Annotated in this window: 25 protein-coding genes; 6 read left to right on the top strand and 19 right to left on the bottom strand. The window is 63.4% G+C overall.

Annotated features, from left to right (window positions below; all coding sequences use genetic code 11):
- The first annotated feature begins 14 nt into the window (after nt 1–14).
- Entirely contained in the window at nt 15–1,508 is a 1,494-nt protein-coding gene (locus BHQ40_RS13640; RefSeq protein ID WP_070156420.1) for a CoA transferase, read from the top strand.
- 53 nt (nt 1,509–1,561) lie between these two features.
- Nucleotides 1,562–2,464, top strand: coding sequence for an SMP-30/gluconolactonase/LRE family protein (locus BHQ40_RS13635; RefSeq protein ID WP_070156419.1), 903 nt, complete (start codon nt 1,562–1,564; stop codon nt 2,462–2,464).
- A 107-nt stretch (nt 2,465–2,571) separates the two neighbouring features.
- Here the strand turns inward: BHQ40_RS13635 and BHQ40_RS13630 are convergent, their stop codons facing one another.
- Nucleotides 2,572–3,414: a pirin family protein gene (locus BHQ40_RS13630; RefSeq protein WP_070156418.1), complete on the bottom strand. Its 843-nt coding sequence runs from the start codon at nt 3,412–3,414 to the stop codon at nt 2,572–2,574.
- A 37-nt stretch (nt 3,415–3,451) separates the two neighbouring features.
- On the bottom strand, nt 3,452–4,036 hold the full coding sequence (locus BHQ40_RS13625; RefSeq protein ID WP_070156417.1) for an NADPH-dependent FMN reductase: 585 nt from the start codon (nt 4,034–4,036) through the stop codon (nt 3,452–3,454).
- Between the two features lie 77 nt (nt 4,037–4,113).
- On the opposite strand from BHQ40_RS13625, the gene BHQ40_RS13620 reads away from it, so the two are divergent.
- The 3 genes from BHQ40_RS13620 to BHQ40_RS13610 all read left to right on the top strand — a co-directional run bounded on the left by BHQ40_RS13620 (nt 4,114) and on the right by BHQ40_RS13610 (nt 6,084).
- The gene (locus BHQ40_RS13620; protein WP_070156416.1) at nt 4,114–4,506 is read left to right on the top strand and encodes a winged helix-turn-helix transcriptional regulator; all 393 of its coding nucleotides are present in this window, start codon (nt 4,114–4,116) and stop codon (nt 4,504–4,506) included.
- Between the two features lie 123 nt (nt 4,507–4,629).
- Entirely contained in the window at nt 4,630–5,199 is a 570-nt protein-coding gene (locus BHQ40_RS13615; protein ID WP_070156415.1) for a TetR/AcrR family transcriptional regulator, read from the top strand.
- A 51-nt stretch (nt 5,200–5,250) separates the two neighbouring features.
- Complete coding sequence (locus BHQ40_RS13610) at nt 5,251–6,084, top strand: SDR family NAD(P)-dependent oxidoreductase (RefSeq protein WP_070156414.1); 834 nt, start codon at nt 5,251–5,253, stop codon at nt 6,082–6,084.
- A gap of 28 nt (nt 6,085–6,112) precedes the next feature.
- On the opposite strand, the gene BHQ40_RS13605 is transcribed toward BHQ40_RS13610, so the two are convergent.
- Nucleotides 6,113–7,072, bottom strand: coding sequence for an alpha/beta hydrolase (locus BHQ40_RS13605; protein ID WP_070156413.1), 960 nt, complete (start codon nt 7,070–7,072; stop codon nt 6,113–6,115).
- Between the two features lie 81 nt (nt 7,073–7,153).
- The gene (locus tag BHQ40_RS13600; RefSeq protein WP_070156412.1) at nt 7,154–8,005 is read right to left on the bottom strand and encodes an SDR family oxidoreductase; all 852 of its coding nucleotides are present in this window, start codon (nt 8,003–8,005) and stop codon (nt 7,154–7,156) included.
- A 97-nt stretch (nt 8,006–8,102) separates the two neighbouring features.
- Here BHQ40_RS13600 and BHQ40_RS13595 point away from each other — a divergent pair, with 97 nt between their 5' ends.
- Nucleotides 8,103–8,516, top strand: a complete 414-nt coding sequence (locus tag BHQ40_RS13595; protein WP_070156441.1) for a winged helix-turn-helix transcriptional regulator — start codon at nt 8,103–8,105, stop codon at nt 8,514–8,516.
- A 105-nt stretch (nt 8,517–8,621) separates the two neighbouring features.
- Here the strand turns inward: BHQ40_RS13595 and BHQ40_RS26200 are convergent, their stop codons facing one another.
- The 15 genes from BHQ40_RS26200 to BHQ40_RS13525 form a co-directional block, all read right to left on the bottom strand.
- Nucleotides 8,622–8,765 carry a hypothetical protein gene (locus BHQ40_RS26200; protein ID WP_171905851.1) on the bottom strand — a complete coding sequence of 48 codons (144 nt, stop codon included), beginning with the start codon at nt 8,763–8,765 and terminating at the stop codon, nt 8,622–8,624.
- Nucleotides 8,766–8,973: 208 nt separating this feature from the next.
- Nucleotides 8,974–11,241: an NADP-dependent malic enzyme gene (locus tag BHQ40_RS13590; RefSeq protein WP_070156411.1), complete on the bottom strand. Its 2,268-nt coding sequence runs from the start codon at nt 11,239–11,241 to the stop codon at nt 8,974–8,976.
- A 182-nt stretch (nt 11,242–11,423) separates the two neighbouring features.
- Nucleotides 11,424–13,049 carry a GMC family oxidoreductase gene (locus BHQ40_RS13585; protein WP_070156410.1) on the bottom strand — a complete coding sequence of 542 codons (1,626 nt, stop codon included), beginning with the start codon at nt 13,047–13,049 and terminating at the stop codon, nt 11,424–11,426.
- Between the two features lie 211 nt (nt 13,050–13,260).
- A complete protein-coding gene (locus BHQ40_RS25735; protein ID WP_070156409.1) occupies nt 13,261–13,494 on the bottom strand; it encodes a hypothetical protein in 234 nt (77 codons plus the stop codon).
- A 14-nt stretch (nt 13,495–13,508) separates the two neighbouring features.
- On the bottom strand, nt 13,509–14,294 hold the full coding sequence (pcaD, locus tag BHQ40_RS13575; RefSeq protein ID WP_070156408.1) for a 3-oxoadipate enol-lactonase: 786 nt from the start codon (nt 14,292–14,294) through the stop codon (nt 13,509–13,511).
- Complete coding sequence (pcaF, locus tag BHQ40_RS13570) at nt 14,294–15,496, bottom strand: 3-oxoadipyl-CoA thiolase (protein WP_070156407.1); 1,203 nt, start codon at nt 15,494–15,496, stop codon at nt 14,294–14,296. The genes pcaD and pcaF overlap by 1 nt, the downstream gene beginning before the upstream one ends.
- Nucleotides 15,496–16,155: a 3-oxoacid CoA-transferase subunit B gene (locus tag BHQ40_RS13565; protein ID WP_070156406.1), complete on the bottom strand. Its 660-nt coding sequence runs from the start codon at nt 16,153–16,155 to the stop codon at nt 15,496–15,498. Before BHQ40_RS13565 ends, pcaF begins: the two co-directional genes overlap by 1 nt.
- On the bottom strand, nt 16,152–16,880 hold the full coding sequence (locus BHQ40_RS13560) for a CoA transferase subunit A (protein ID WP_070156405.1): 729 nt from the start codon (nt 16,878–16,880) through the stop codon (nt 16,152–16,154). The genes BHQ40_RS13565 and BHQ40_RS13560 overlap by 4 nt, the downstream gene beginning before the upstream one ends.
- 8 nt (nt 16,881–16,888) lie before the next feature.
- Entirely contained in the window at nt 16,889–17,665 is a 777-nt protein-coding gene (gene benD, locus BHQ40_RS13555) for a benzoate diol dehydrogenase BenD (RefSeq protein WP_070156404.1), read from the bottom strand.
- Nucleotides 17,662–18,681: a benzoate 1,2-dioxygenase electron transfer component BenC gene (benC, locus tag BHQ40_RS13550; RefSeq protein ID WP_070156403.1), complete on the bottom strand. Its 1,020-nt coding sequence runs from the start codon at nt 18,679–18,681 to the stop codon at nt 17,662–17,664. Before benC ends, benD begins: the two co-directional genes overlap by 4 nt.
- Nucleotides 18,682–18,705: 24 nt before the next feature.
- On the bottom strand, nt 18,706–19,230 hold the full coding sequence (gene benB, locus BHQ40_RS13545; protein WP_070156402.1) for a benzoate 1,2-dioxygenase small subunit: 525 nt from the start codon (nt 19,228–19,230) through the stop codon (nt 18,706–18,708).
- Nucleotides 19,227–20,579 carry a Rieske 2Fe-2S domain-containing protein gene (locus BHQ40_RS13540; RefSeq protein ID WP_018250963.1) on the bottom strand — a complete coding sequence of 451 codons (1,353 nt, stop codon included), beginning with the start codon at nt 20,577–20,579 and terminating at the stop codon, nt 19,227–19,229. Before BHQ40_RS13540 ends, benB begins: the two co-directional genes overlap by 4 nt.
- Before the next feature lie 30 nt (nt 20,580–20,609).
- On the bottom strand, nt 20,610–21,536 hold the full coding sequence (catA, locus tag BHQ40_RS13535; protein WP_070156401.1) for a catechol 1,2-dioxygenase: 927 nt from the start codon (nt 21,534–21,536) through the stop codon (nt 20,610–20,612).
- A 58-nt stretch (nt 21,537–21,594) separates the two neighbouring features.
- Complete coding sequence (gene catC / locus BHQ40_RS13530) at nt 21,595–21,885, bottom strand: muconolactone Delta-isomerase (protein WP_070156400.1); 291 nt, start codon at nt 21,883–21,885, stop codon at nt 21,595–21,597.
- Nucleotides 21,885–22,182: enolase C-terminal domain-like protein (locus tag BHQ40_RS13525; RefSeq protein WP_290438432.1), on the bottom strand; the 298-nt coding region annotated here is incomplete at its 5' end. The genes BHQ40_RS13525 and catC, both read right to left, overlap by 1 nt.

Here is a 22,182-nt window from a genome sequence, read left to right as displayed (position 1 = left end):
CATTGGATGACGTGATGACCAGCATGATCCAGGACCGCATTGCCGCGGCGCTCTCGGCGCCGCTCACATCCGACGATCGCATCGATCCCGCCAGGGAGCTGCGGGAGGTGTTGGACGGGGTAGGTCTCGACCCCACCGACGCCGGAGGAACGGTCACATTCTCCGGCAAGGACCCGATCATCTCCAGCCCCTGGCCGCTTGCCACCATGGCGGGCGTGTCGCTGATGGCCAAGGCGGTGGCCTTCGCGGGGATCTGGAAGACGCGGACCGGCGAGGGACAGGACCTGTCGGTCGACCTGCGCCAGGTGCTCCACCGGCTATGCCCCTTCTACGACAAGAAGTGGGAGATGCTGAACGGATATGCGCCGGGTACACCGTCCGACCCGGCCAATCCGTTCATGCCGAGCCACATGTACCAGACGCGAGACGGCCGCTGGCTGCAGTTGCTCAACATCTATCCCCGGACCAAATCGGCGGCGCTCGCCTTGCTCGGGTGCAGCGACAGCGTCAGCGCCATCGCGGCCGCGGTTCGCGAGCATGACGGGCTCGCGCTCGAGGAGCGTTTCAACCAGGCCGGTCTGCAGGCGACATTGGTGCGCACCGCCGAGGAATTCACGCAGACCGAGCAGTTCGGCTATCTGAAGGATATGCCACTCGTCGAGATCACGAAGATCGGCGACAGCGATCCGGTTCCGTTCACCGCCGATCCACGAACGCCCCTCGACGGGATCCGGGCGCTCGGACTTGGCCGGGTGATCGCCGGCGCCGGCCTGGGCCGCGCTCTCGCCTATCATGGCGCGGACGTCCTCAACCTGTGGGGACCGGGCGACTTCGAGATGGACCTGACCTATTACACGGCGAACGTCGGAATGCGGTCCGCGACCATGGATCTCAAGCGCGCCGACGAGATGACGCGCTTCAAGGCGCTGCTGGGCGATGCCGACCTCTTCTTTTCCAATCGGCGCCCGGGCTTCCTTGGTCGCTACAACCTGACGGCCGAGCAGCTCGCCGAAATCAAGCCCGGCCTCATCCATGTCGACATGTCGCTCTATGGCTGGCGCGGTCCCTGGGCGGATCGTATCGGCTTCGACCAGAATGCCGGCGGCGTCAGCGGCGTGTTCGCCCGCGAAGGCACGCCCGAGCGGCCGCAGCTGACCGAGATATTCGTCGTCAACGACTACGCCATGTCGTGGATCGCCAGCGTTGCCGTCGCGGCTGCGCTTCAACGCCGCGCGACCGAGGGCGGCAGCTATCGTATCCGGATCTCGCTCGCACGGCTGTCGATCTGGCTCCTGCACATGGGCATCTTCGACAAGGCCTATGCCGCTGCGATCGCGGGCACTGCCGGCGATCATGAATATCTCGCGCCCGAGCTGTTCGAAGCGGACACGCCATGTGGGCATTATCAGGGGGTCACCGACCAGGTTCGGATGTCCCGCACGCCCGGCTTCTACGCGACGCCGCTGGTGCCTCGCGGCTCGGGCAAGGCTGAATGGCTCGCGCGCTGAGATCCTCGCCGCCCGCCAGATGAGGCAGGGTCGGTTGCAATCGGAGATGTGAGATGAACGAATACACGGCTGCGCAGGGCCGTCTGGCCCTGCTGGATGTCTACAAGCGGCAGTTGGTGGTGATTGAGCGTGAGAGCGGCAAGATCCTCCTGACGGTGGAGAATGTCGGCCACCCCGACGGTATCCAGGTCGATGCGGCAAAAGGTTATTTCTACTGGACCGACATGGGCCCCCATCGCGAAGGCGAGGACTTCTTCGAGCCGGACGGCACCATCCGGCGCTGCCGCCTCGACGGCACTGGCGATACCCAGCTGGTCGGCGACGGCGCGATCTACACGCCCAAGCAGCTCCAATTGGATCATGACGCCGGCATGCTCTACTGGTGCGACCGCGAAGGCGGCCGGGTCATGCGCAGCAGGGTCGACGGGAGCGGGCTGGAAACGCTGGTGGAGCGGGGCAGGGGAGGCGCCTATCCCCGCGACAAGCTCGACCAATGTGTCGGCATCGCGCTCGATGCCGCGCACGGCAAGCTCTACTGGACCCAGAAGGGGCCCAAGAAAGCAGGTCTCGGCCGTATCTTCCGCGCCGGCATTGAGCTTGCCCAAGGTGAGCAGCCCTGGAACCGGTCCGACATCGAGCTGCTCGTGGACGCGCTTCCTGAACCCATCGATCTCGAAATCGACGAGGAACGGGGCCTGCTCTACTGGACCGATCGCGGCGCTGAGCCCGATGGCAACTCCTTGAACCGCGCCCGCATCACGGCTACCGGCCTGGAAGGGCACGAGGTTCTGGTTCGCGGCTTTGAGGAAACGATCGGCCTGACGCTCTGCCCTGGTGACAATGTCGCCTATGTGTCGGACCTGTCGGGCCGCGTCTATCGCATCGACCTTGAGACCATGGAACGGACGGTGCTGTACGACCAGGGTCAGGCGGTAACCGGCCTCGTGCTCTTCTGATCACCGTCGGCCCTCGCCAGGCGTCGCTTCCTTGAGGGGGCAGTACAGACGGGAAGCCAAGACTGTGCGCATCGCCAGGGTTTTGGTTTCCGGCGCCCCTGTTCAATTCATGCGAACAGCCCTGCCTGATAGTCGCGCGCGGCCTGTACGAGTTCAGTGGCCGTGGTCATGACGAAAGGGCCACGCGCAGCGACGGATTCGTTGATCGGCGGGGCGTGGCCGTAGATGATCGTTCCGCCATCAGTCGACGTCACGGTGACGCGGTCGCCCATATCGCCGAACATCACGCGGCTATACTGCTCGACCCTTTCGCCGCCGATGATGACGTCCCCCTCGATCACGTAGAGGAAGAGGCTGCGTCCCTCCGGCGCCGGCAACACCACCGTTCCACCAGGCGCTAGGTCAACGACGAGCATTGTCGCGTCTGTCAGCGAACGGATCGGAGCCATGGTGTCCTCGAAGCGACCCGCGACGACGTTGACGGTGGCGCGGCCGCCATCGATCTCAATCGACGGGATGTCTTCAGCCTCGAGCCCGACATAATGCGGCGGGGCGTCTTTGAGCGCCGAGGGAAGGTTGAGCCAGAGTTGGAGGACTTCGAGCGGTCCGCCGTCCTTCCTGAAGGCTGGCGGGGCGGACTCGTTGTGGACAATGCCCGAGCCGGCCGTCATCCATTGCACGCCGCCGCCATGAACAATCCTGGGCGACGAGCGGCTGTCCTCGTGCAGCAGCGCGCCGGTGCGGACGAAGGTTATCGTCTCGAACCCCCGATGTGGATGGGGCGCAAAGGGCAGGCCATGATTGTTCGGCGGATAGACCTGCGGCCCGTGATGGACGATCAGCAGGAAAGGCGTGGGGCCAGACATGGTCACCGGCGGGATGCGGGTGATCAGGTCGTGATTGTCCTCGCGCCGCGCGACGCCTTTGTTGACGATCGTCCGTTCGGTCATGGTCTCTCCCTGTTTCGAAACGCACCCCGTGATCGGGTCAGCCGGCTTTCGCCTGCTTGCCTTCTCGGTAGCCCTTGAGCGCGCCGCCCCAGCCAAGCAGCTCGTCGAGCATCGTATTGAGTGCGGTCGCCTGCACGTCGCGCGGCTTGAACGTGGAGAAATTCTCAAAGTCGTCGAACAGCGATAGCGCGACCTGCGAACGCACATCCGCGATGTGCAATTCTCCGACGATACCGCGCAGATGCTCGACGGCGCGAACGCCGCCCGTGCTGCCATAGCTCACGAAACCCGCAGCCTTGTCGTGCCACTCGTAGAACAGGAAATCGATCGCGTTCTTGAGCGCACCGGAGGTCGAATGGTTATATTCCGGCGTCACGAACACGAGGGCATCGAGCGGTGCGATCGCGCCCGACCAGGCTTTGGAATGCTCCTTGGTGAAGGGTTGCCGCAGCGACGGCGGGAACGGCTCGTCGAGCACCGGCAGGTTGAAACTCTCGATATCGACGAGATGAAAGGCGGCGTCCTTGCGCTGCGAGGCGAGTTCATGGACCCAACGCGCTACCGCTTCGCCATTGCGGCCGGGCCGCGTGCTTCCGATGATGATTCCTACATTCAGCGTCATGAGGCAGCCTCCGGCTTACAAAAAGGAAGTGACGCTATATTGGTAAGTTCCTCGAACGGCTGCAAGGAGGCACATGCATGATAGTCCCGAACAGCGATGTCAGCGATCAGCTCCAGCAGGTGGCCGAGGGCTGCGAGATCACGCGAGACGTCTTGCAGCGGATTGGCGATAAATGGACCGTGCTGGTCATTATGAGCCTTGCCGGCGGGCCTCGTCGCTTCTCGGAAATCGCGCGTCTGGTGCCAGACATTTCGCAGCGCATGCTGACCTTGACGCTTCGTGGGCTGGAACGGGACGGTCTCGTCACGCGGACGGTGACGCCGACCGTTCCGGCGCGCGTCGACTACGCGCTCACGCCGCTCGGGCGCTCGTTGCAGAAACCTGTTGCCGCGCTGGGAAAATGGGCTCGCGCCCATCAGGACATGATCAAAGCTGCCCGTGTCGCCTTCGATGGCCGGCTCCGTGAATGATCCCGGACGCAGGTTTGGCATGCCACAGCTCGCCATGCACGTCGGTTGACAATCGTACTAAATATGTCAAATCTGTAAATCAGAGGGCCGCCCGTTTCTGAAGAGCCCGCCGCAGAGAGACCCATGAACACCGAGCCCGGCGACACGTATGACGCGATCCTCACGGCCGCGCTTGAGGTCTTCCTCCGGTACGGCTTCGCCAAGACATCGATGAAGGATCTCGCGCAGGCGGCCGGCCTGTCACGGCAAGGTCTCTACCTGCATTTTGGCAGCAAGGATTCCATCTTCGAGGCGATGGTCGCAGGGAACCTGCGCGATGCGGGCGGTACGGTGCGGCGGGCGCTCCGGCGGGCTGATTGCAGCATTGAAGACAGGCTGGCCGAGGCATTCGAGGTCGCGCACGGCGCAGGCATTGGCTCTCCATTGCTGGACGAACTCATAGAGGAGAGCCGAAAACGTTGCCCGCTTGCGGTCGGAGCGTTCGAAACGACGCTCCTGTCCGAGGTCACCGAAGCCCTGTCGGTGGCGCAGGTTGCGGATCGATGGAAAGCGGAAAAGCTTTCGGCAGCCGAGCTGGCGCAGCACCTCGTCCACGCCTCGGTCGGCATAAAGCATGAAGTCGCCTCGCCCAATGCATATCGGGCAGGAATTCGTCTGGCCGTGCAGATCATATGCCGCAGCCCGCGTGGCTAGACCCGATCCAGCCATCGCGAAACCGATCGTTCCATAAGAAAGAACCGACCAATGCAGAAGACCATCATCATAACCGGAGCCAGCGATGGAATTGGAGCGGCAGCAGCGCGGAAGCTCAAATCGCTTGGCCACACCGTCATCCTGGTGGGCCGTTCGCGGTCGAAGACCGAGGCGATGGCCCGCGAACTGTCTGTGCCCTTCCATCTGGCCGACTATGCCACGCTTGGTGATGTGCAGCGACTGGCGGACGAACTGCAACATTATGATCGCATCGATGTGCTCGCGAACAATGCGGGCGGTATCATGGGGAACCGCGAACTGACCGAGGACGGGTTCGAGAAAACCTTTCAGGTGAACCATCTCGCGCCGTTCCTTCTGGTCAAGCTGCTGATGCCCGAACTGATCGCAAGTCGTTCCACCGTCATCCAGACCGCAAGCGAAGCCGCGAACATGTGGGGCGGCGGTTTTGACCTCAGCGACCTCAACAACGAGCGCGACTACGCACCGCAGAAGGCTTATGGCCGGGCAAAGCTGGCGAACATATTGTTCACCAGGGAACTCGATCGTCGGCACCGACCGGACGGCATTTCCGCCGTGGCGTTCCATCCCGGCGTCGTCCGCTCCAGCTTTGCAAGCGACACCACGCATTTCATGCGCTTTATCTATCACACGCCGCTGAAGTACCTCATCACGATAAGCCCTGAGAAGGCGGCAACCGGTCTGGTCGACCTTGCCGAGGGAACCCCGGGCAGCGATTGGGAATGTGGCGGGATGTATGCGAACGGGAAGCCGATGAAGGTGGGCTTCAAAGACGATGGATCGATTGCCAGGGGACTGTGGGACCGGAGCGAGGCGATGCTTAAGCCGTGGCTTGGTCAAGGCTAGCAAATCGTAGACGCTTTCAGAGACCTTGCTAAGAAAGGTTTTGCCGCAGGAAGGCTCCCGCGCGTTCGGAAGCCTCGACCGCTGTGTTCAGGACGCCGGCCATTTCGATGAACCCATGCACCATGCCGAGAATTTCGACATAGTCCACCGGCACACCGGCCGATTGGAGCGCGTCCCGGTACAGGCGACCGTCATCGCGGAGCGCGTCGCATTCCCCGCTGAAGATCAGCGCCGGCGGCAAGCGATCGAAGGTGGAGGCGAGGAGAGGGGAGACCCTTGGATCGCGAGGATCGATATCGGAAACGAAAGGATCGGACATGGCGTGCATCGCGTCCAGCGTCAGTGGTGGCACATTGCCGTTTTCGACCCGAGACGAAAATGCCCAGCCGGTCGGGGATAGATCACCGCAAGGGTAGAACAGCACCTGCGCGCGAAACTGAACCTCGTCGCGCAGTTGTTGCGTCGCGACGGCGGCAAGGCTGCCCCCGGCGCTGTCGCCCGCAACGGCAAGCCGCTGGGGATCCAGAGCGAACTCGCCGGCATGCTCCGCGAGCCATCGGATAGCGGCCACGACATCGTCGGGGCCGGCAGGAGCAGGATATTCGGGCGCCAGACGATAGCCGATCGCAACCACGGTCACGCCGCTATTGTGGACGAGCCGCCGACAGACCTTGTCGTGACTGTCCAGGTCGCCGAGCGACCAGCCGCCGCCGTGGATGTACACGGTTGCGGCTCCCGGCGAACTGGGGGTCTGCGGAACATAGAGGCGCAGCGGGATCGCTCCCGCGGGCCCCATGGCCTTGATGTCGCGTACCTCGCCGACGGGCAGCACCTCGCCGCCCAATGTCGCGCCGATCTGCTTGTATGCTTCGCGCATCTCAGCGATCGGCAGAGTATCGAGCGGCGGCGCACCCGATTCGTTCATCGCCTCCAGGACCGCGCGGACGTCGGGCGCCAGCCGCGCCGGATCGAAGGGTTTTGCCTGCATCTCGTCAATCTCCGTTGAAGCGCAACGGCGCGCCGGCGTCGTTGCTGTCAGTTTCAGATAAATGATGCCCAAGCATGTCGCTCAGAGGGATTTGAGCGCGCGTTCAACGCTCGTTGCCAGCGGCGTCGTCGGACGCCCGATGAGCTGCGACAAGGTGCGCTCCGATCCATAAAGCGCGCCCTGCGAGGCGCTGACATCATAGGAAGCGATGGCTGCGGCCAACTCCTTGGGCAAACCGGCACCTTCGAGCGCTGCGGCGTAATCGGCTGCGGGAAGATTATGATAGGGAATGTTCTTGCCGGTCTGTCGCGATATTTCGGCCGCAAGGTCGGTCAGGGTCCAGGCTTCGTCGCCGGCCAGTTCATAGGTCATGTTCTCATGACCCGGAGTGGTCAATACGGCGACGGCGGCTTCGGCAAGGTCCTCCCGGGTCGCGGAGGATATCCTGCCATCACCCGCGCTGCCGATCAGCGCGCCGTTGGTCAGCGCAGGGCCGACGGAGCCGGTATAGTTCTCGGTATACCAACCGTTGCGCAGGAGCGTGTAGGCAAGACCCGACGATTTCAGTTCGGCTTCGGTTGCCCGGTGCTCGTCCGCCAGGCTCAAGCTGGACACGTCCGCGTGAAGCACGCTCGTATAAACGATGCGCTCGACCCCCGCTTTCTTCGCGGCCGCGATTACATTGGCGTGCTGGACGGCTCGCTTGCCGATCTCGCTGGAGGAGATCAGCAACAGGGTGTTGACGCCGCGGAGAGGCGCATCGAGCGTAGCAGGAGCGGAATAGTCGATCGGCTGGGCAGCAACCCCAAGAACCTCAGTCTGCTCCGGTCGGCGGACCAGGGCGAGAAGATCGCCGGCAGACACCTTCTGCTTGAGCTTGTCGATGACAATATGGCCCAGCTGGCCGGCTGCAGCCGTTACTGCGATCGTCATGGCAAATATCTCCGCGTTGAATCAGGGTAGGAGGGCTTGCCTCGATATAGCGTCCGCCATTATTCTTGGTAAGTACATACAAAAAGGTAAGTTTAGGATGGCGCTCGAAAAGTCCGCCCGCACGTCCGAACCATCGGAGCGGAAAACCCTTCCCGACAGGCTCCTACGCGGCGATGTTCTGACGCCCGCATGCCCCTCCCGCGAGATCCTCAACCATCTCACCAGCCGGTGGGGCATATTGGCGCTCATCGCGTTGCTCCCTGGAACCATGCGGTTCAGCCAACTGCGTCGTCGGATCGGCGGGGTCAGCGAGCGGATGCTGGCGCAGACGCTTCAGCTGCTCGAAAAGGACGGTATGGTGGAGCGGCGCGCCTTCAACGTCGTCCCGCCGCATGTGGAATACACGCTTACGCCGATGGGCATGCAGGCGGCCGTTAAGGTACGAGACCTCGCCGACTGGGTGGAATCCAACCTGGAGACGCTCCTCCAGGCGAGAAGCGAAGACGGCTGAAGCCACACGGGGCATGGATGTCAGGAGCATCACCGCAAGAGCCGATCCTGTCAAAGCCGCTCGCCGGCGCGCATCGGTACCAGCATGGCGGCCGCCCAAGGGTTATTACTCGAGACGCAGGATGGGCTTGACGGTCTTGGCGCTCTCGCAGTCCGCGACCGCCTGGTCGATATCGGCGAAGTCATAGAACTGACCCTGTTCCTGCAATACACCCGGCCAGAACGAGAGACGGCCTTTCGAGCCAATCACCCATCGCTTTGAGAACTGCCTGGACGTCTGGAACTGAGCACGCTGGATCGAATGGTTTCTCCTGCATATCGTAAAACTCCGTTCAAGGGCTGGATAGGCATAGAGGTCGGCTCGGGTACACCAGTGGAAACACAATCTCGCCATCGTCGTCAGCGGTAAATCACGGCCTCTGCCTGTGCGGGTCGTGTCTTTGCCGGTCGTAGCGCTGCTAAGTGTTCTGCATCTCATCGGTCGCGACGATCGCCGTGAGATTGAGGATGCCACGCGCCGTCACGCTGGGGGTAAGAACATGAATCGGCCTGGAGAGGCCCATCAGCATCGGACCGACGACAGGCGAATTCGATGAAGCGGAGAGCGCCGTCAACGTAATGTTGGCGGCATCGAGATTGGGCATTACCAGCAAGTTCGCCGGTCCTTTCAGCGGGCTGTCGGTAACCAGCCTTTCGCGCAGACGATGCGAGAGCGCGGCATCAGCGTGCATTTCACCATCGACGATGAGTTCCGGTACCTTCTTCTGGACGAGCGTCAGAGCTGCACGCATTTTGCGCGCGCTCGGACTGTGCGAGGCTCCGAAGTTGGAATGCGAGAGCAGGGCGATCCGTGGAACAAGTCCGAACCGACGAACGCGCTGCGCCGCGAGTAGCGTCATTTCGGTGATCTGCTCGGGCGTCGGGTCAGGCACCATATGGGTGTCGGTGATGAACAGGGCTCCGGCATCGAGAATGAGCCCGGACAAGGCGTAGGCCCGCTGCACGCCCGGGACGAGGTCGATGATGCGCAGGACATGCTCGACCTGGCCCCAGAACTCGGCATTGCCGCCCACGAGAGCGGCATCCACGCGCCCGGTTCGCAGCAACATGGCTGCGGTCACCGTAGGACGCCGGTAGACGTGGCGCAGGATTTCCGATGATGCAACACCGCGCCGCGCGGCGATTATGCGGTATGCTTCGGCGAGGGGTTCGATGATTTCGTGATCGGTTTCGGGATCGATCACGGTGACGTCACGATCCAATTCGAAGCGCAGGCCCAACTCGGGCAGCTTCTGCGACAGGATGCGCCGCCGCCCGATGAGTGTTGGCTGCACGATGCCGTCATCCAGGGCATCTTGAACTGCGCGCAAGATGCGTTCGTCCTCGCCCTCGCCATAGACCACGCGCCGGCGACGCCCGCGCACCGCCTCGAACACCGGCAACAGCAATTGCGCCGAGCGCAGGTTTTGTTGAGCCAATGCGCGGCGATACTTCTCAAGATCGACGGTGCGCCGGGCCACCCCGCTGTCCATCGCGGCCCTGGCGACCGCCGGGGCGATCTCTGAAATGAGTCTGGGATCGAAGGGGGTGGGAATGATGTAGTCAGGGCCGAACGCGAGCTTGCGCCCGCTATAGGCCTGGGCGACGCTTTCATGCGCGGGCAGGCGCGCCAGCGAGGCAATGGCCTCGGCGGCGGCCATCTTCATCTGTTCGTTGATGGTCGTTGCCCCCACGTCCAGCGCGCCGCGAAAGATGTAGGGGAAGCCCAGGACATTGTTGACCTGGTTCGGATAATCCGATCGGCCCGTTGCGATGATCGCGTCAGGGCGTGCCGCACGCGCCGTCTCGGGCAGGATTTCCGGTTCGGGATTGGCCAGCGCAAATATCAGGGGCCGATCCGCCAGCAGCGACAGCCATTCGGGTTTCAGGACATGCGGCGCGGACAGGCCGAGAAAGATGTTCGCGCCAGGCAGCACTTCGGGCAGGGTCCTGGCATCGGTGGCTCGCGCATAGCGCGCCATATTGGGCAGCATGCCCTCGCGACCCGCATGGATCACGCCGTCTCTATCGGTCAGAGTGACATTCTCCCGAGGCAGGCCCATCGCAACCAGCAGGTCAACGCAGGCCAGCGCCGCAGCGCCTGCACCCGAGGTTACCAGCTTCGCGTCGCTCAGCGGCTTGCCCTGGAGCACCAGCGCGTTTTGCACCGCCGCCGCGACCACGATGGCGGTGCCATGCTGGTCATCGTGAAAGACGGGAATGTTCATCCGTTCCTTAAGGCGGGCTTCGATCGAGAAGCATTCAGGCGCCTTGATATCCTCCAGATTGATGGCGCCGAACGTCGGCTCCAGGAGCGCGACGGCATCGACGAAGGCGTCGGGATCTGTGGTATCGACTTCGATGTCGAACACGTCGATATCCGCGAATTTCTTGAACAGGACGGCCTTGCCTTCCATCACCGGCTTGGATGCAAGAGCGCCGATCGCGCCAAGCCCCAGCACGGCCGTCCCGTTGGAAATCACCGCAACCAGATTGCCGCGCGCGGTGTAATCGAGCGCCTTGCCAGGGTCGGCGGCGATTTCCTCGCAAGGCGCGGCGACGCCTGGCGAATAGGCCAGCGCCAGATCGCGCTGGTTGACCATCCGCTTGGTGGGCTCGATCGCCAGCTTGCCGGGCTTGGGATGCCGGTGGTAGTCGAGTGCGCTGCGATAGAAATTGTCGTCCATCTATGACCCATTATCCCTTGGGCTGACAGGCTGCCCACAAGGTCCTGCTGCCGCCAGCCATCGCACCAACTCGAAGTCCATGATCGCGCGCGATGGTTGCGTGACGAGTGCCATCAAGGCTCCCCAGGCCATTCAACGATCGGCGCGATCTCTCCCACGTGTTTGATTGCCAACTGGCAGCCCTACGCCGCCCGACCGGTTGTTCCGATATTGCGAAAATAGGTCTGAACCAACATTTTGGCGGCGTGCAGGGCCAGTGCTTGCGTTGGCGCATTCGTGTTGCCGCTCGTGATTGTCGGCATAATAGACGCGTCGATCACATGCAGTTGTTCTGTTCCTCTGACCTTGAGCCGGGCGTCGACCACAGCGCCTTCGTCGAGGCCCATTCGGCAGGTGCCCACCGGGTGCCACATGGTGGTGGCCACGCTTTTCACGAACTCACCGATCTGCTCGTCGCTCTGCTTATCTTTTCCGGGGAGAACCTCTTCGTCCACGACTTCGGCAAGCGATTCCTGTTCCATCACCTTGCGCACAGCTTTCACTGCGTCGATGCCGACCTTCAGATCATATTCGTGACCGATGAAATTCGGGTTGATGAGCGGCATCGACGTCGGATCGCTGTCCGCCAAGCGCACCCAGCCCCGGCTTTTGGGCTGCAACACGACGGTGGCAAAGGTCACCCCGGAGCGCGAGCCGGTGGGGTTCAGTCCGTCCGCAGCGATGATCGGCTCGTGGTAGCATTGTACCGTGGGCTCCTCGCTGTCCAGGTCCAGCGGGTTCCAGTAGGACACCGTTTCGATCCCGTTGCCCGACGCCGGGCCGTCACGGGTCAGCAGATAACGCATCCCTGCGACCAGGGAGCCGATGCCATGGGCCGAATGCTGATAGCCCATCTTCCCCTTCACATAGGCAGTGATGGGAATGATCGGGTGATCGTGCAGGTTTTCCCCAACGCCCGGCAGATCCACCTTCACCTCGATCCCGAATTTCTGGAGTTGCTCCCTTTGCCCGATGCCCGAGTGCATCAGAATCTTCGGCGATTGCACCGCACCCGCAGACATGATCACGAGGTCAGCGCGGATGTCCTGTTCGTTTTTTCCGTTGAGAGCCCTGACACCGACTGCGCGTGTCCCGTCCAACAGCACTTTCGTAACCGTATAGCCGGTAAGCAGCTTCACTCGCCCACTGTCTACATGCCTGTGAAGATACGCGACCGCAGCGCTGCAACGCTTGCCGTTGAGCGTGTTGGTCTGAACGGGCGAAACACCGTTCTGGAAGTCTCCGTTATAGTCCGCGTTGTAGGGAAGGCCATATTCCTGGAATGCTTTCATGCATCGCTGATTCAGCTCGTTGATGCCCTTGGGCAGTTCAACGGACAGATCTCCGTGAATGCCATGATGGGCATTGTGGAAGGTGTCGTTCTTTTCCTGCTCGATATAGGCCTGGATCATCGTGTCCCACGACCAGTCTCCTGTATCGCCGACGGCAGCCTGCCAGGCGTCAAAATCCTGCTTCTGACCACGAACGTAGCACATGGCATTGATCGAGGAGCCGCCCCCGACGACCTTGCCCATGCGAAAGCGCCGGGGCGTCCCATGGACCGGCACCGTATCATAGGCCCAGACATGCCGGTCATGCGCGAGGATGTTCGAATATCCCGCAGGGATATGGATCATCGGATCACGATCCTTATCGCCTGCCTCGATGACCGCAATGCTGGCTCGGGTGTGACGGGCGAGATAATCGGCCACAACGCACCCGGCAGCGCCACTGCCTACGATGACCACATCGAACTCTTTGGTAGACATTGACAGGCTCCTGATTGCTTTTTGTTGTCTGCTCTGAATGGTTGGCGGCTCGATCAGGCCACCTGATTGGGACGCTGCCTCGGCCAAACCTCGCTACTGAGGACCTTTTGACTAGCGGCTGGCTCGGCCCTCAGCCGGATCGTTATGGAGTTGGAAGAGGTGTTCCGGACCTGGGCTCAGAATGGAGAGGCTGGAGGGGCATTCTTGATCGTCACCCACTGCCAATGTGTGAATTCTTCCCGATTTGCAGGACCGCCGATCGCTGTGCCATTACCTGAAGCGCCGACGCAGCCGTCACGCCGATGAGCGCCGCGTCCGCCTGTCCCGCGCGACCAAGCGCGTTGCCGGTCGCGGGCTCGATCACTTGATAGGACGCGGCGGCCTTCTGCCAGGCGCCGTCGAACAGCCTTCCGTCGAGGTGGGCGTCCTCCAGGAGAATCGACATTTTCATGCCCTTTTTTACGCAGCGAAATGGTCGAGGACGGCGGCGGTGAAAGCCTCCGCTTGCTCGACATTGGAAAGATGGGCGGCCGGCAGCATCTCAAGGCGTGCGCCCGGAATGGCGCGCGCCAGCAGCTCCGAATGGGGCGGGGGCGTCGCCGGATCCTCGGAGCCGCCAATTACGAGCGTCGGCGTGGCGATCAGGCCGAGTATCGGACGCATGTCCATGTCGCGAATGGCGGCACAGCAGCCCGCATAGCCCCCGGGATCGGTGGCGGTGAGCATGGCGCGCACCGGCGCGATCTGCTCCTTGGGCGTCGCGAGGAAGGCGGGCGTGAACCAGCGGTCCAGCACCGCGTCGACGAGCGCTGCCAGGCCGCCCTGGTGCACGGCCGCGATCCGGCTGTCCCACGACGAAGGCGGCCCCATGAAGGGCGAGGTGTTGGCCAGCACGAGGCGCTCGAGCCGTTCGGGCGCGCGAATTCCGAGCCACTGGCCGACCATGCCGCCCTTCGACAGCCCGCAGAAGAGGACTTTCGAAACGGAAAGCGCATCGAGCATTTCGATCACGTCACGGCCGAGCCGGTCCATCGAATAGGCGCCGGCCGGCGCATCGGACTGGCCGTGGCCGCGGCTGTCGTAGCGCAGGACACGGAAGGACCGTGCGAGCGCCGGTATCTGCGGCGCCCACATCTCCATGGCGGTGCCGAGCGAGTTGGACAGAAGCAGGACCGGTGCGGCCTCCGGGCCCTCGAGCCGGTAGGCGATGCGGCACCCATCGCCGGCAGTGATGAAATCGCTCATCACACCCGCTCCAGCAGCAGGGCGATGCCCTGGCCCACGCCGATGCACATGAAGGCCATAGCATAGCGGCCGCCGGTGCGGTGCAACTCCTCGGCGGCGGTGAGCGCGATGCGCGCCCCTGACATGCCGAGCGGATGGCCCAGCGCAATGGCGCCGCCGTTGCGGTTGACGCGCTCGTCGTCGGGCTGAAGGCCGAGATCGCGCAGCACGGCGATGGCCTGGCTGGCGAAGGCTTCGTTCAGCTCGATCACGTCGAGCTGGTCCATGGTGAGCCCGCCCAGCGCGAGCAGCTTGCGCGCGGCGGGCACCGGGCCGACGCCCATCACGCGCGGCGCCACGCCCGCCGCTGCCATCGCCACGATGCGCGCGCGGGGCGTGAGGCCGTTCGCCTTCGCCGCCGCCTCCGACGCGATCAGCAGCGCGGCGGCGCCGTCGTTGACGCCCGAGGCGTTGCCCGCCGTCACCGTGCCGTCGGGGCGGACGACGGGTTTGAGCTTCGCCAATGCCTCAAGCGTCGTCGTGCGGGGATGCTCGTCGTGAGCGAAGACGATGGCGTCGCCCTTCTTCTGCGGGATGGTGACGGGCACGATCTCGGCGGCGAGCCGGCCATTGGCCTGCGCGGCGGCGGCCTTCTCCTGGCTGCGGACCGCGAAAGCATCCTGATCCTCTCGACTGACGCCCCATTCCTGCGCGACATTCTCGCCCGTCTCGGGCATCGAATCGACGCCATAGGCGGCCTTCATCGCCGGGTTGACGAAGCGCCAGCCGATCGTGGTGTCCTCGATCTTCTGGCCGCGCGAGAAGGCGGTGTCGGCCTTGCCCATCACATAGGGCGCCCGGCTCATGCTCTCGACGCCGCCCGCGATCATCAATTGCGCGTCGCCCGAGCGGATCGCGCGCGCAGCCAGCCCTACCGCGTCCAGCCCCGAGCCGCAGAGCCGGTTGACGGTAGAACCGGAGATCTCCTTGGGCAGTCCGGCGAGCAGGGTCGCCATGCGCGCGACATTGCGATTGTCCTCACCCGCCTGGTTGGCGCAGCCGAGGATCACATCGTCCACCGCCTGCCAGTCGACATGCGCGTTGCGCTCGGCCAGCGCCTTGATCGGGATCGCGGCGAGATCGTCGGCGCGGACGGCGGCCAGCGTGCCGCCGAAGCGGCCGATCGGCGTGCGGATCGCATCGCAGAGGAAGGCCTCGGCCATCACGCGGCTTGCCTGTCTAAGGCGCTGGTGTCGAGCGAAGCGCCGGTCTTTGCCTTCACCTCGTCCAGCGTGACGCCGGGCGCCAGCTCGACGAGACGGAGCCCACCGGCTTTCCTGTCGCAGGCGATGACGGCGAGGTCCGTGATAATCAGGTCGACCACGGCCTTGCCGGTGAGCGGCAGGGTGCATGCGGTCAGGATTTTGGGCTCGCCCGCCTTGTTGGCATGGTCCATCACCACTACGACGCGCTTGACGCCGGCGACCAGGTCCATGGCGCCGCCCATGCCCTTCACCATCTTGCCGGGGATGGTCCAATTGGCGAGGTCGCCGTTCGCCGCCACTTCCATGGCGCCGAGCACGGCCATGTCGATATGGCCGCCGCGGATCATCGCGAAGCTGTCGGCCGACGAGAAGAAGCTGGAGGTCGGCAGGGCAGTGATGGTCTGCTTGCCGGCGTTGATGAGATCCGGATCGGCCTCGCCCTCATAGGGGAAAGGGCCGATGCCGAGCATGCCGTTCTCGCTCTGGAGCGTCACGTTCACGCCCGCCGGGACATGGTTCGCGACCAGCGTGGGGATGCCGATGCCGAGGTTCACATAATAGCCATCGCGCAACTCCTGTGCGGCGCGCGCGGCCATCTCGTCGCGGGTCCAGCTCATGCGACGGTCTCCCCCTTTGTCGCCTCACGGGGGCGCGTGGTCAGTTTCTCGATGCGCTTCTCGTTGATCGTGCTCTTGACGATGCGATCGACATAGATGCCGGGGGTATGGATGCAGTCCGGGTCGAACGTGCCCGCCTCGACGATCTCCTCGACCTCGACCACCGTGATCTTGCCGGCGGTCGCCATGTTCGGGTTGAAATTGCGCGCGGTCTTGCGAAACATGAGGTTGCCCGCCTGATCGGCGCGCCACGCCTTGATGATGGCGAGATCTGCGCGCAGCCAGGTCTCGCGCACATATTCCTCGCCCTCGAAGATATCGACCGGCTTGCCCTCGGCGACGACCGTGCCGACGCCGGTCTTGGTGTAGAAGGCGGGTATGCCCGCGCCGCCGGCGCGGATGCGCTCGGCCAGCGTCCCCTGCGGGTTCAGCTCCAGATCGAGCTCGCCAGAGAGATATTGCTGCTCGAACAGCTTGTTCTCGCCGACATAGGAGGAGATCATTTTCTTCACCTGTCGGCTTTCCAGCAGCATCCACAGGCCGAACCCGTCGGCGCCGGCGTTGTTGGAGATGACCGTAAGATCCTTCACGCCCGCCTTGCGGATCTCGGGGATCAGGCTTTCCGGATTGCCCGAAAGGCCGAAGCCGCCCGACATGATCGTCATGCCGTCGAACAGCACGTCCGCGAGCGCGGACGCCGGGTCTGCATATATCTTGTTTGCCATGATGTGCCCTATCCGAGATCGCCACCGGCGACGGGAAGGACCGATCCGGTGATATAGGATGCTTCGTCCGAAGCGAGGAACAGGATCGGTCCGACCTGTTCGTCGATCGTGCCGTAGCGCTTGAAGAAGGTAGAATCGGTGACCTGGCGAACCGCCTCGGCCATCCACCGCTGCTCGTCGGCGCTATCGCCATCCGGGTTGCGGGCAACCCGGCGGGGCGGGGCCTGCGTGCCGCCCGGCGCCGCTGCGACGACGCGAATATTGTGCGCGGCATATTCCATGGCCAGGCTTTGCGTGAGCGCGTTCACGCCGCCCTTGGCTGCGGAATAGGGCACACGGTGAATGCCGCGTGTCGCATTGGAGGATATATTGACGATCGTGCCGCCGCCTCGCGCCAGGAGGTGCGGCAGGACGGCATGGCAGCACCACAGTGTCGGCATCAGCGAACGGCGGATCTCGGCCTCGATCTGGTCAGGCTCGAATTCGGCGAAGGGCCGCATCCGGATCGCGCCGCCCACCCCGTTGATGAGGATATCGATCCCGCCAAACCGATCGACGGCGGCGGCGAGGGCGGATGCTGCGCCGTCATAAGTTTCCAGATCGCATACATGGCCTGCCGTTTCTCCGGTTGCGCCATCGGCGACCTCGGTCACGAAGCTCGCCCGGTCGACGAACAGCACCTGGCCCCCTTCAGCCGCGGCGCGCTCCGCCACCACGCGCCCGATACCCTGGGCAGCACCGGTGACGACCAGCACCTTGCCCGAAAAACGATCCGGGAAGATCATGCCGTCACCAGTTCGGTCGGGGCGAACTTCTCATAATAGAAGCCTGCCGGCGTCACGCCGCGGTCACGCAGGAGTTGCCGCACGCTCTCGACCATGGCCGGCGGCCCGCAGAGATAGACATCGCAGTCGCCCGCGTGGAGCGCTTCGTCCTCGATATGGTCGGTCACGTGCCCCTTGCGCGGGTGTTCGACATCTTGGCTGACGCATGTCACGTAGGTAAAGGTTGCGAGCCTGTCCTTCAGCGCGTCGAGGCGTTCGATCTCGACGAGGTCGGCAACCTTCGACACGCCATAAACCAGATGGACGGGCTGGTCGGTACCCTCGTCCGCAAGGACCTCGAGCATGGACAGCAAGGGCGCAAGGCCCGTGCCGCCCGCCAGCATCAGCAGGGGCCGCGTCCCCGCACGCAGGAAAAAGCTGCCGTTGGGACCAACGAAGCTGATCCGCGCGTCCGGCTGGGCCTCGGTCGCAAGCCAGCCGCTCATCAGCCCACCAGGAATGTTGCGGATCAGGAAGCTGGCTTCGGCTGCACCGGGTTTCGAGCTGAAGGAATAGGAACGGTGCTGATCCGTGCCCGGCACGGTGATATTCACATATTGGCCGGGCAAAAAGTCGAGCGCTTCCGGCTTGTCGAGCCGGAGCTTGAGGACGATCGTGCTGTCGGAGACCAGTTCGACCGCGCTCACCTGCGCGCCGTGCTCGGTGGGAACGAGCTTGCAGGCGGTGGAAGGCACCGGCACGTCGATCACGCAATCGGAGGATGGCACCATCTGGCAGGTGAGGACGAGGCCCTCTTCAGCCTCCTCGGCGGTCAGCGCGTCCTCGACATAGTCGTCGCCGAGGTCATAGTCGCCCTGTTCACAGCGACACTTGCAGGTGCCGCACACGCCGTCGGAGCAATCCATGGGCAGATTGACCTTCTGGCGATAGGCGGCGTCCAATACCTTCTCGCCCGCGTTGCAGTCGATGAAACGGGTGACGCCGTCCTCGAAGTTAAAAGCAATACGATAACTCATTCTGTCCTCTCCGGCAGGCCAGCGTCAGATGTGATAGACGTCGATGACCTGGTGGATATAATCGTTCTTCAGGACCACTTTCTTGCGCAGGATGACGGGTTCCGCGCCGGTGGTATCGAGCGTGTAGAAAGAGGTGCCGAAAAAGCTGTCGGTCACCTTGTAGCGATGGCTCAGCGTGTTCCAGTTGAAGCGCAGGTCCAGTTCGCCGTCGCGCTCCTGCAGGATCTCGATATTCCCGATGAAGTGGCTGGTGCGCGGCTCGGGTGTGGAAGCACCCGAGCGCTCGGTCTTGATGCGGAAAACCCTGTCCTCGAGACCCTCGCGGTTGGGATAGTAGATCAGCGAGATATGCTTGTGGGGATCTTCGACCAGCTGATCGTCGTCATCCCAGGCGGGCATCCAATATTCTGCCTTGGGCGAATAGCAATCGAGCCATTCGTCCCATTGACGGTCATCGAGCAGCCGCGCCTCGCGGTAGAGGAAATCAACCACGCTTTGGCGATCGAGGCCGGACGCGCGGGTCGGCTCGGGGGCGAGGAGGGTGCTCATTCAGCTGCCTCCAGCACCGGCGCGTTCTCGTGGAGAAGCGCCGTCTTGAGCGTCTCCGCCCAATATTCGTGCTGGCGCACGAACAGCCCTTCATCCTCGCTGCGCTCGCCGCTGAGGATCGGTTCGAGTCCGATTGCCCTGGCATTGTCGTCCGGCCCGTCGATCCAGCGCAGCGCGCCGCGACTCAGATCGTTCCACACCCCGTCGGCGGCCTGGTAGGCGGTCTGGCAGGCGCGGAACTCTTCCAGATCGTCCGGCGTGCCCATGCCGCTGACGTTGAAGAAGTCCTCATATTGGCGGATGCGCAGGGCGCGCTCCGTGCTGCTCTCCCCCTTGGGCCCGAAGCAGTAGATGGTGATCTCCGTCTGATCGACGCTGATCGGGCGGACGACACGGATCTGCGTCGAGAACTGGTCCATCAGATAGACGTTCGGATAGACGCCGAGGTTGCGCGTCTGTCCGACGATGAAGCCGGCCCGCTCCGCGCCCAGCCGTGCCGTCAGTTCCTCGCGATGGGCGAAGACGGGGCGGACCTCCGGATTGAGCAGATTGGTCCAAAGCAGGATATGGCCGTTCTCGAAGCTGTAGACGCCGCCGACGCTCTTTGACCAGCCATTAGCATCGACGGTGCGCGTGCCGTCCGCTTCGTAATTGCGGTGGCCCATGGTCGCCGCGTAGTTCCAGTGGACCGAGCTGACGTGATAGCCGTCAGCCCCATTCTCCATCTGGAGCTTCCAGTTGCCGTCATAGATGTAGGAAGAATTGCCGCGCAGAACCTCCAGCCCGTCCGGCGCCTGGTCGACGATCTGGTCGATGACGGCCTTCGCACCGCCCAGATGCTCCTCCAGCGGGAGGACATCGGGGTTGAGGCTGCCGAACAGGAAGCCCCGATAATTCTCGAACCGTATACGCTTGAGATCGTGCGAGCCGTCGGTGTTGAAGCCGGCGGGATACTCGCCGGTCTTCCCGTCCTTCACCTTGAGCAGCTTGCCGGCATTGTTGAACGTCCAGCCGTGAAAGGGGCAGGTGAAACTCCCCTTGTTGCCATGCTTGCGCCGGCAGAGCATCGCACCGCGATGCGCGCAGGCATTGATGACAGCGTGCAGTTCGCCGCCCTTGTCGCGGGTGATGACGATGGGCTGGCGGCCGATCGAGGTGGTGAAATAATCGTTGGGTTCGGGAATCTGGCTTTCATGCGCCAGATAGACCCAGTTGCCCTCGAAGATATGCTTCATCTCAAGCTCGAACAGAGCTTCGTCGGTGAAGATGTCGCGGCGGCAGCGGTAGATGCCGCGTTCCTTGTCCTCGACGACGGCCTGATCGAGCCGCTCCAGCAAAGTGGTGCCCATCATCATTCTCCTGTTTGCGTTTTGCGGCGTTCAGGCGTCCTGCAGGGCGCGGGCGCGGCTCGATTCCTGTTCGTCCGTCTGCTCCTCTGCCGGGTTCAGCACGAAGTCGAAGGCGATCTCGGCATAAGGCGCGTTGAGCCCGGCGGCATGGATATCGCTTGCGACGCTATGGCGAATGACCGGCGGGATCAGCTCGTCCTTGGTCGCATAGGCGAAATCGTCATGGACAAAGGGATCGCCCTCGATGTTGATCTGCGTGGTCAGATGGCGATAGCCGTGCGCGGAGATGAAGAAGTGAACATGCGCGGGCCGATTGCCGTGGCGGCCGACGGACGCTAGCAGCTTCTCGATATTGCTGCCGCCCGGCACGGCGTAGCCCGAGGGCAGGACGCTGCGGAAGCGATAACGCCCCTCCGCGTCGGTCTCGATCCGGCGCCGCAGATTGTAATCCGACTGGGTCTTGTCGAAGTAGGAATAATTGCCTTTGGTGTTGGCATGCCACACATCGACAATTGCATTGGCGATGGGCTTTCCATCCACATCGCGGACCTGGCCGTGCATGATCAGCACCTCGCCGTCATCGCTGCCGTCGTCCAGCCGCGCCTCGGCCTTGAGGAGCGGCGCGCCGGCCACGTAAAGCGGACCTTCGATCGTACGCGGGGTGCCTTGGGTGATGCCCTCGGCCTGGTCCTTGAGATCGGCGCGGATATCGAGGAAATGCTCGAGGCCCAGGCCCGCCGCCCACAGGCCGAACTCCGGCGCGCCACCGGCAATGAAGTTGAGCGCATGCCAGAATTCGTCGTCGGTCACGTCGAACTGGTCGATCGTCTCGAACAGGTCGGACACGATCTTGCGGACGATCGCCTTGAGCCGCTCGTCGCCGGCGCTTGCATGGTCGGCGCCCGCGATCTGGTCGAGGAAGCCCTGAATATCGGGAGATTGCGTCAACTGGGTCATTTCAAATATCCTCTCGACTTGGAAGAGTTTCTTGGGTCCGCCTGCCGGGACCAAATGGTCAGCGATCATCCTCCCGGATGGAGGAGGGGTGCCGACACAGCGGCGACACCCGGATCTCCATGAAGGGAAAAAGCGGCAACATGCTCAGCAGGTCGTGCAATTCGGCAGGGCTATCGACATCGAAGATCGAGACGTTTGCGTAGCGTCCCGCGAGGCGCCAGATATGCCGCCACTTGCCCGCTTCCATCAGTTCCTGGCAGCGCGCCTTCTCGGTCGCCTTGAGCGCGTCGATGCGCGCCGGATCGGCATCGGTGGGGATGCGGACATCCATCTCGACGTGGAACAGCATCAGCGGCCTCCCGTGACCGCATGGAGGACGGGGCTGGTGCGGTCCCGGCGGAAACGGGCCACCTTGTCTTCGTCGAGCGCGACCCCCAGGCCCGGGCCTTCGGGCACCACGAGCGAGAAATCCTCGTAGCGAAGCGGCTCGGCGAGGATTTCCTCAGTGAGCAGCAGCGGGCCGAACAGCTCGGTGCCCCAGTCGAGACGGGGAAAGGTCGCAAAAAGCTGCGCCGAGGCGGCCGTGCCGACGCCCGCCTCGAGCATCGTTCCGCCGTAAAGACCGACGCCCGAGGCCATCGCGATC

Origin of the sequence: Sphingobium phenoxybenzoativorans (genome assembly GCF_001757355.1) — a bacterium.
Classification (GTDB): domain Bacteria; phylum Pseudomonadota; class Alphaproteobacteria; order Sphingomonadales; family Sphingomonadaceae; genus Sphingobium; species Sphingobium phenoxybenzoativorans.
Note: the sequence above shows the minus strand (reverse complement) of the source record. Positions and strands in the feature narration are given on the sequence as shown.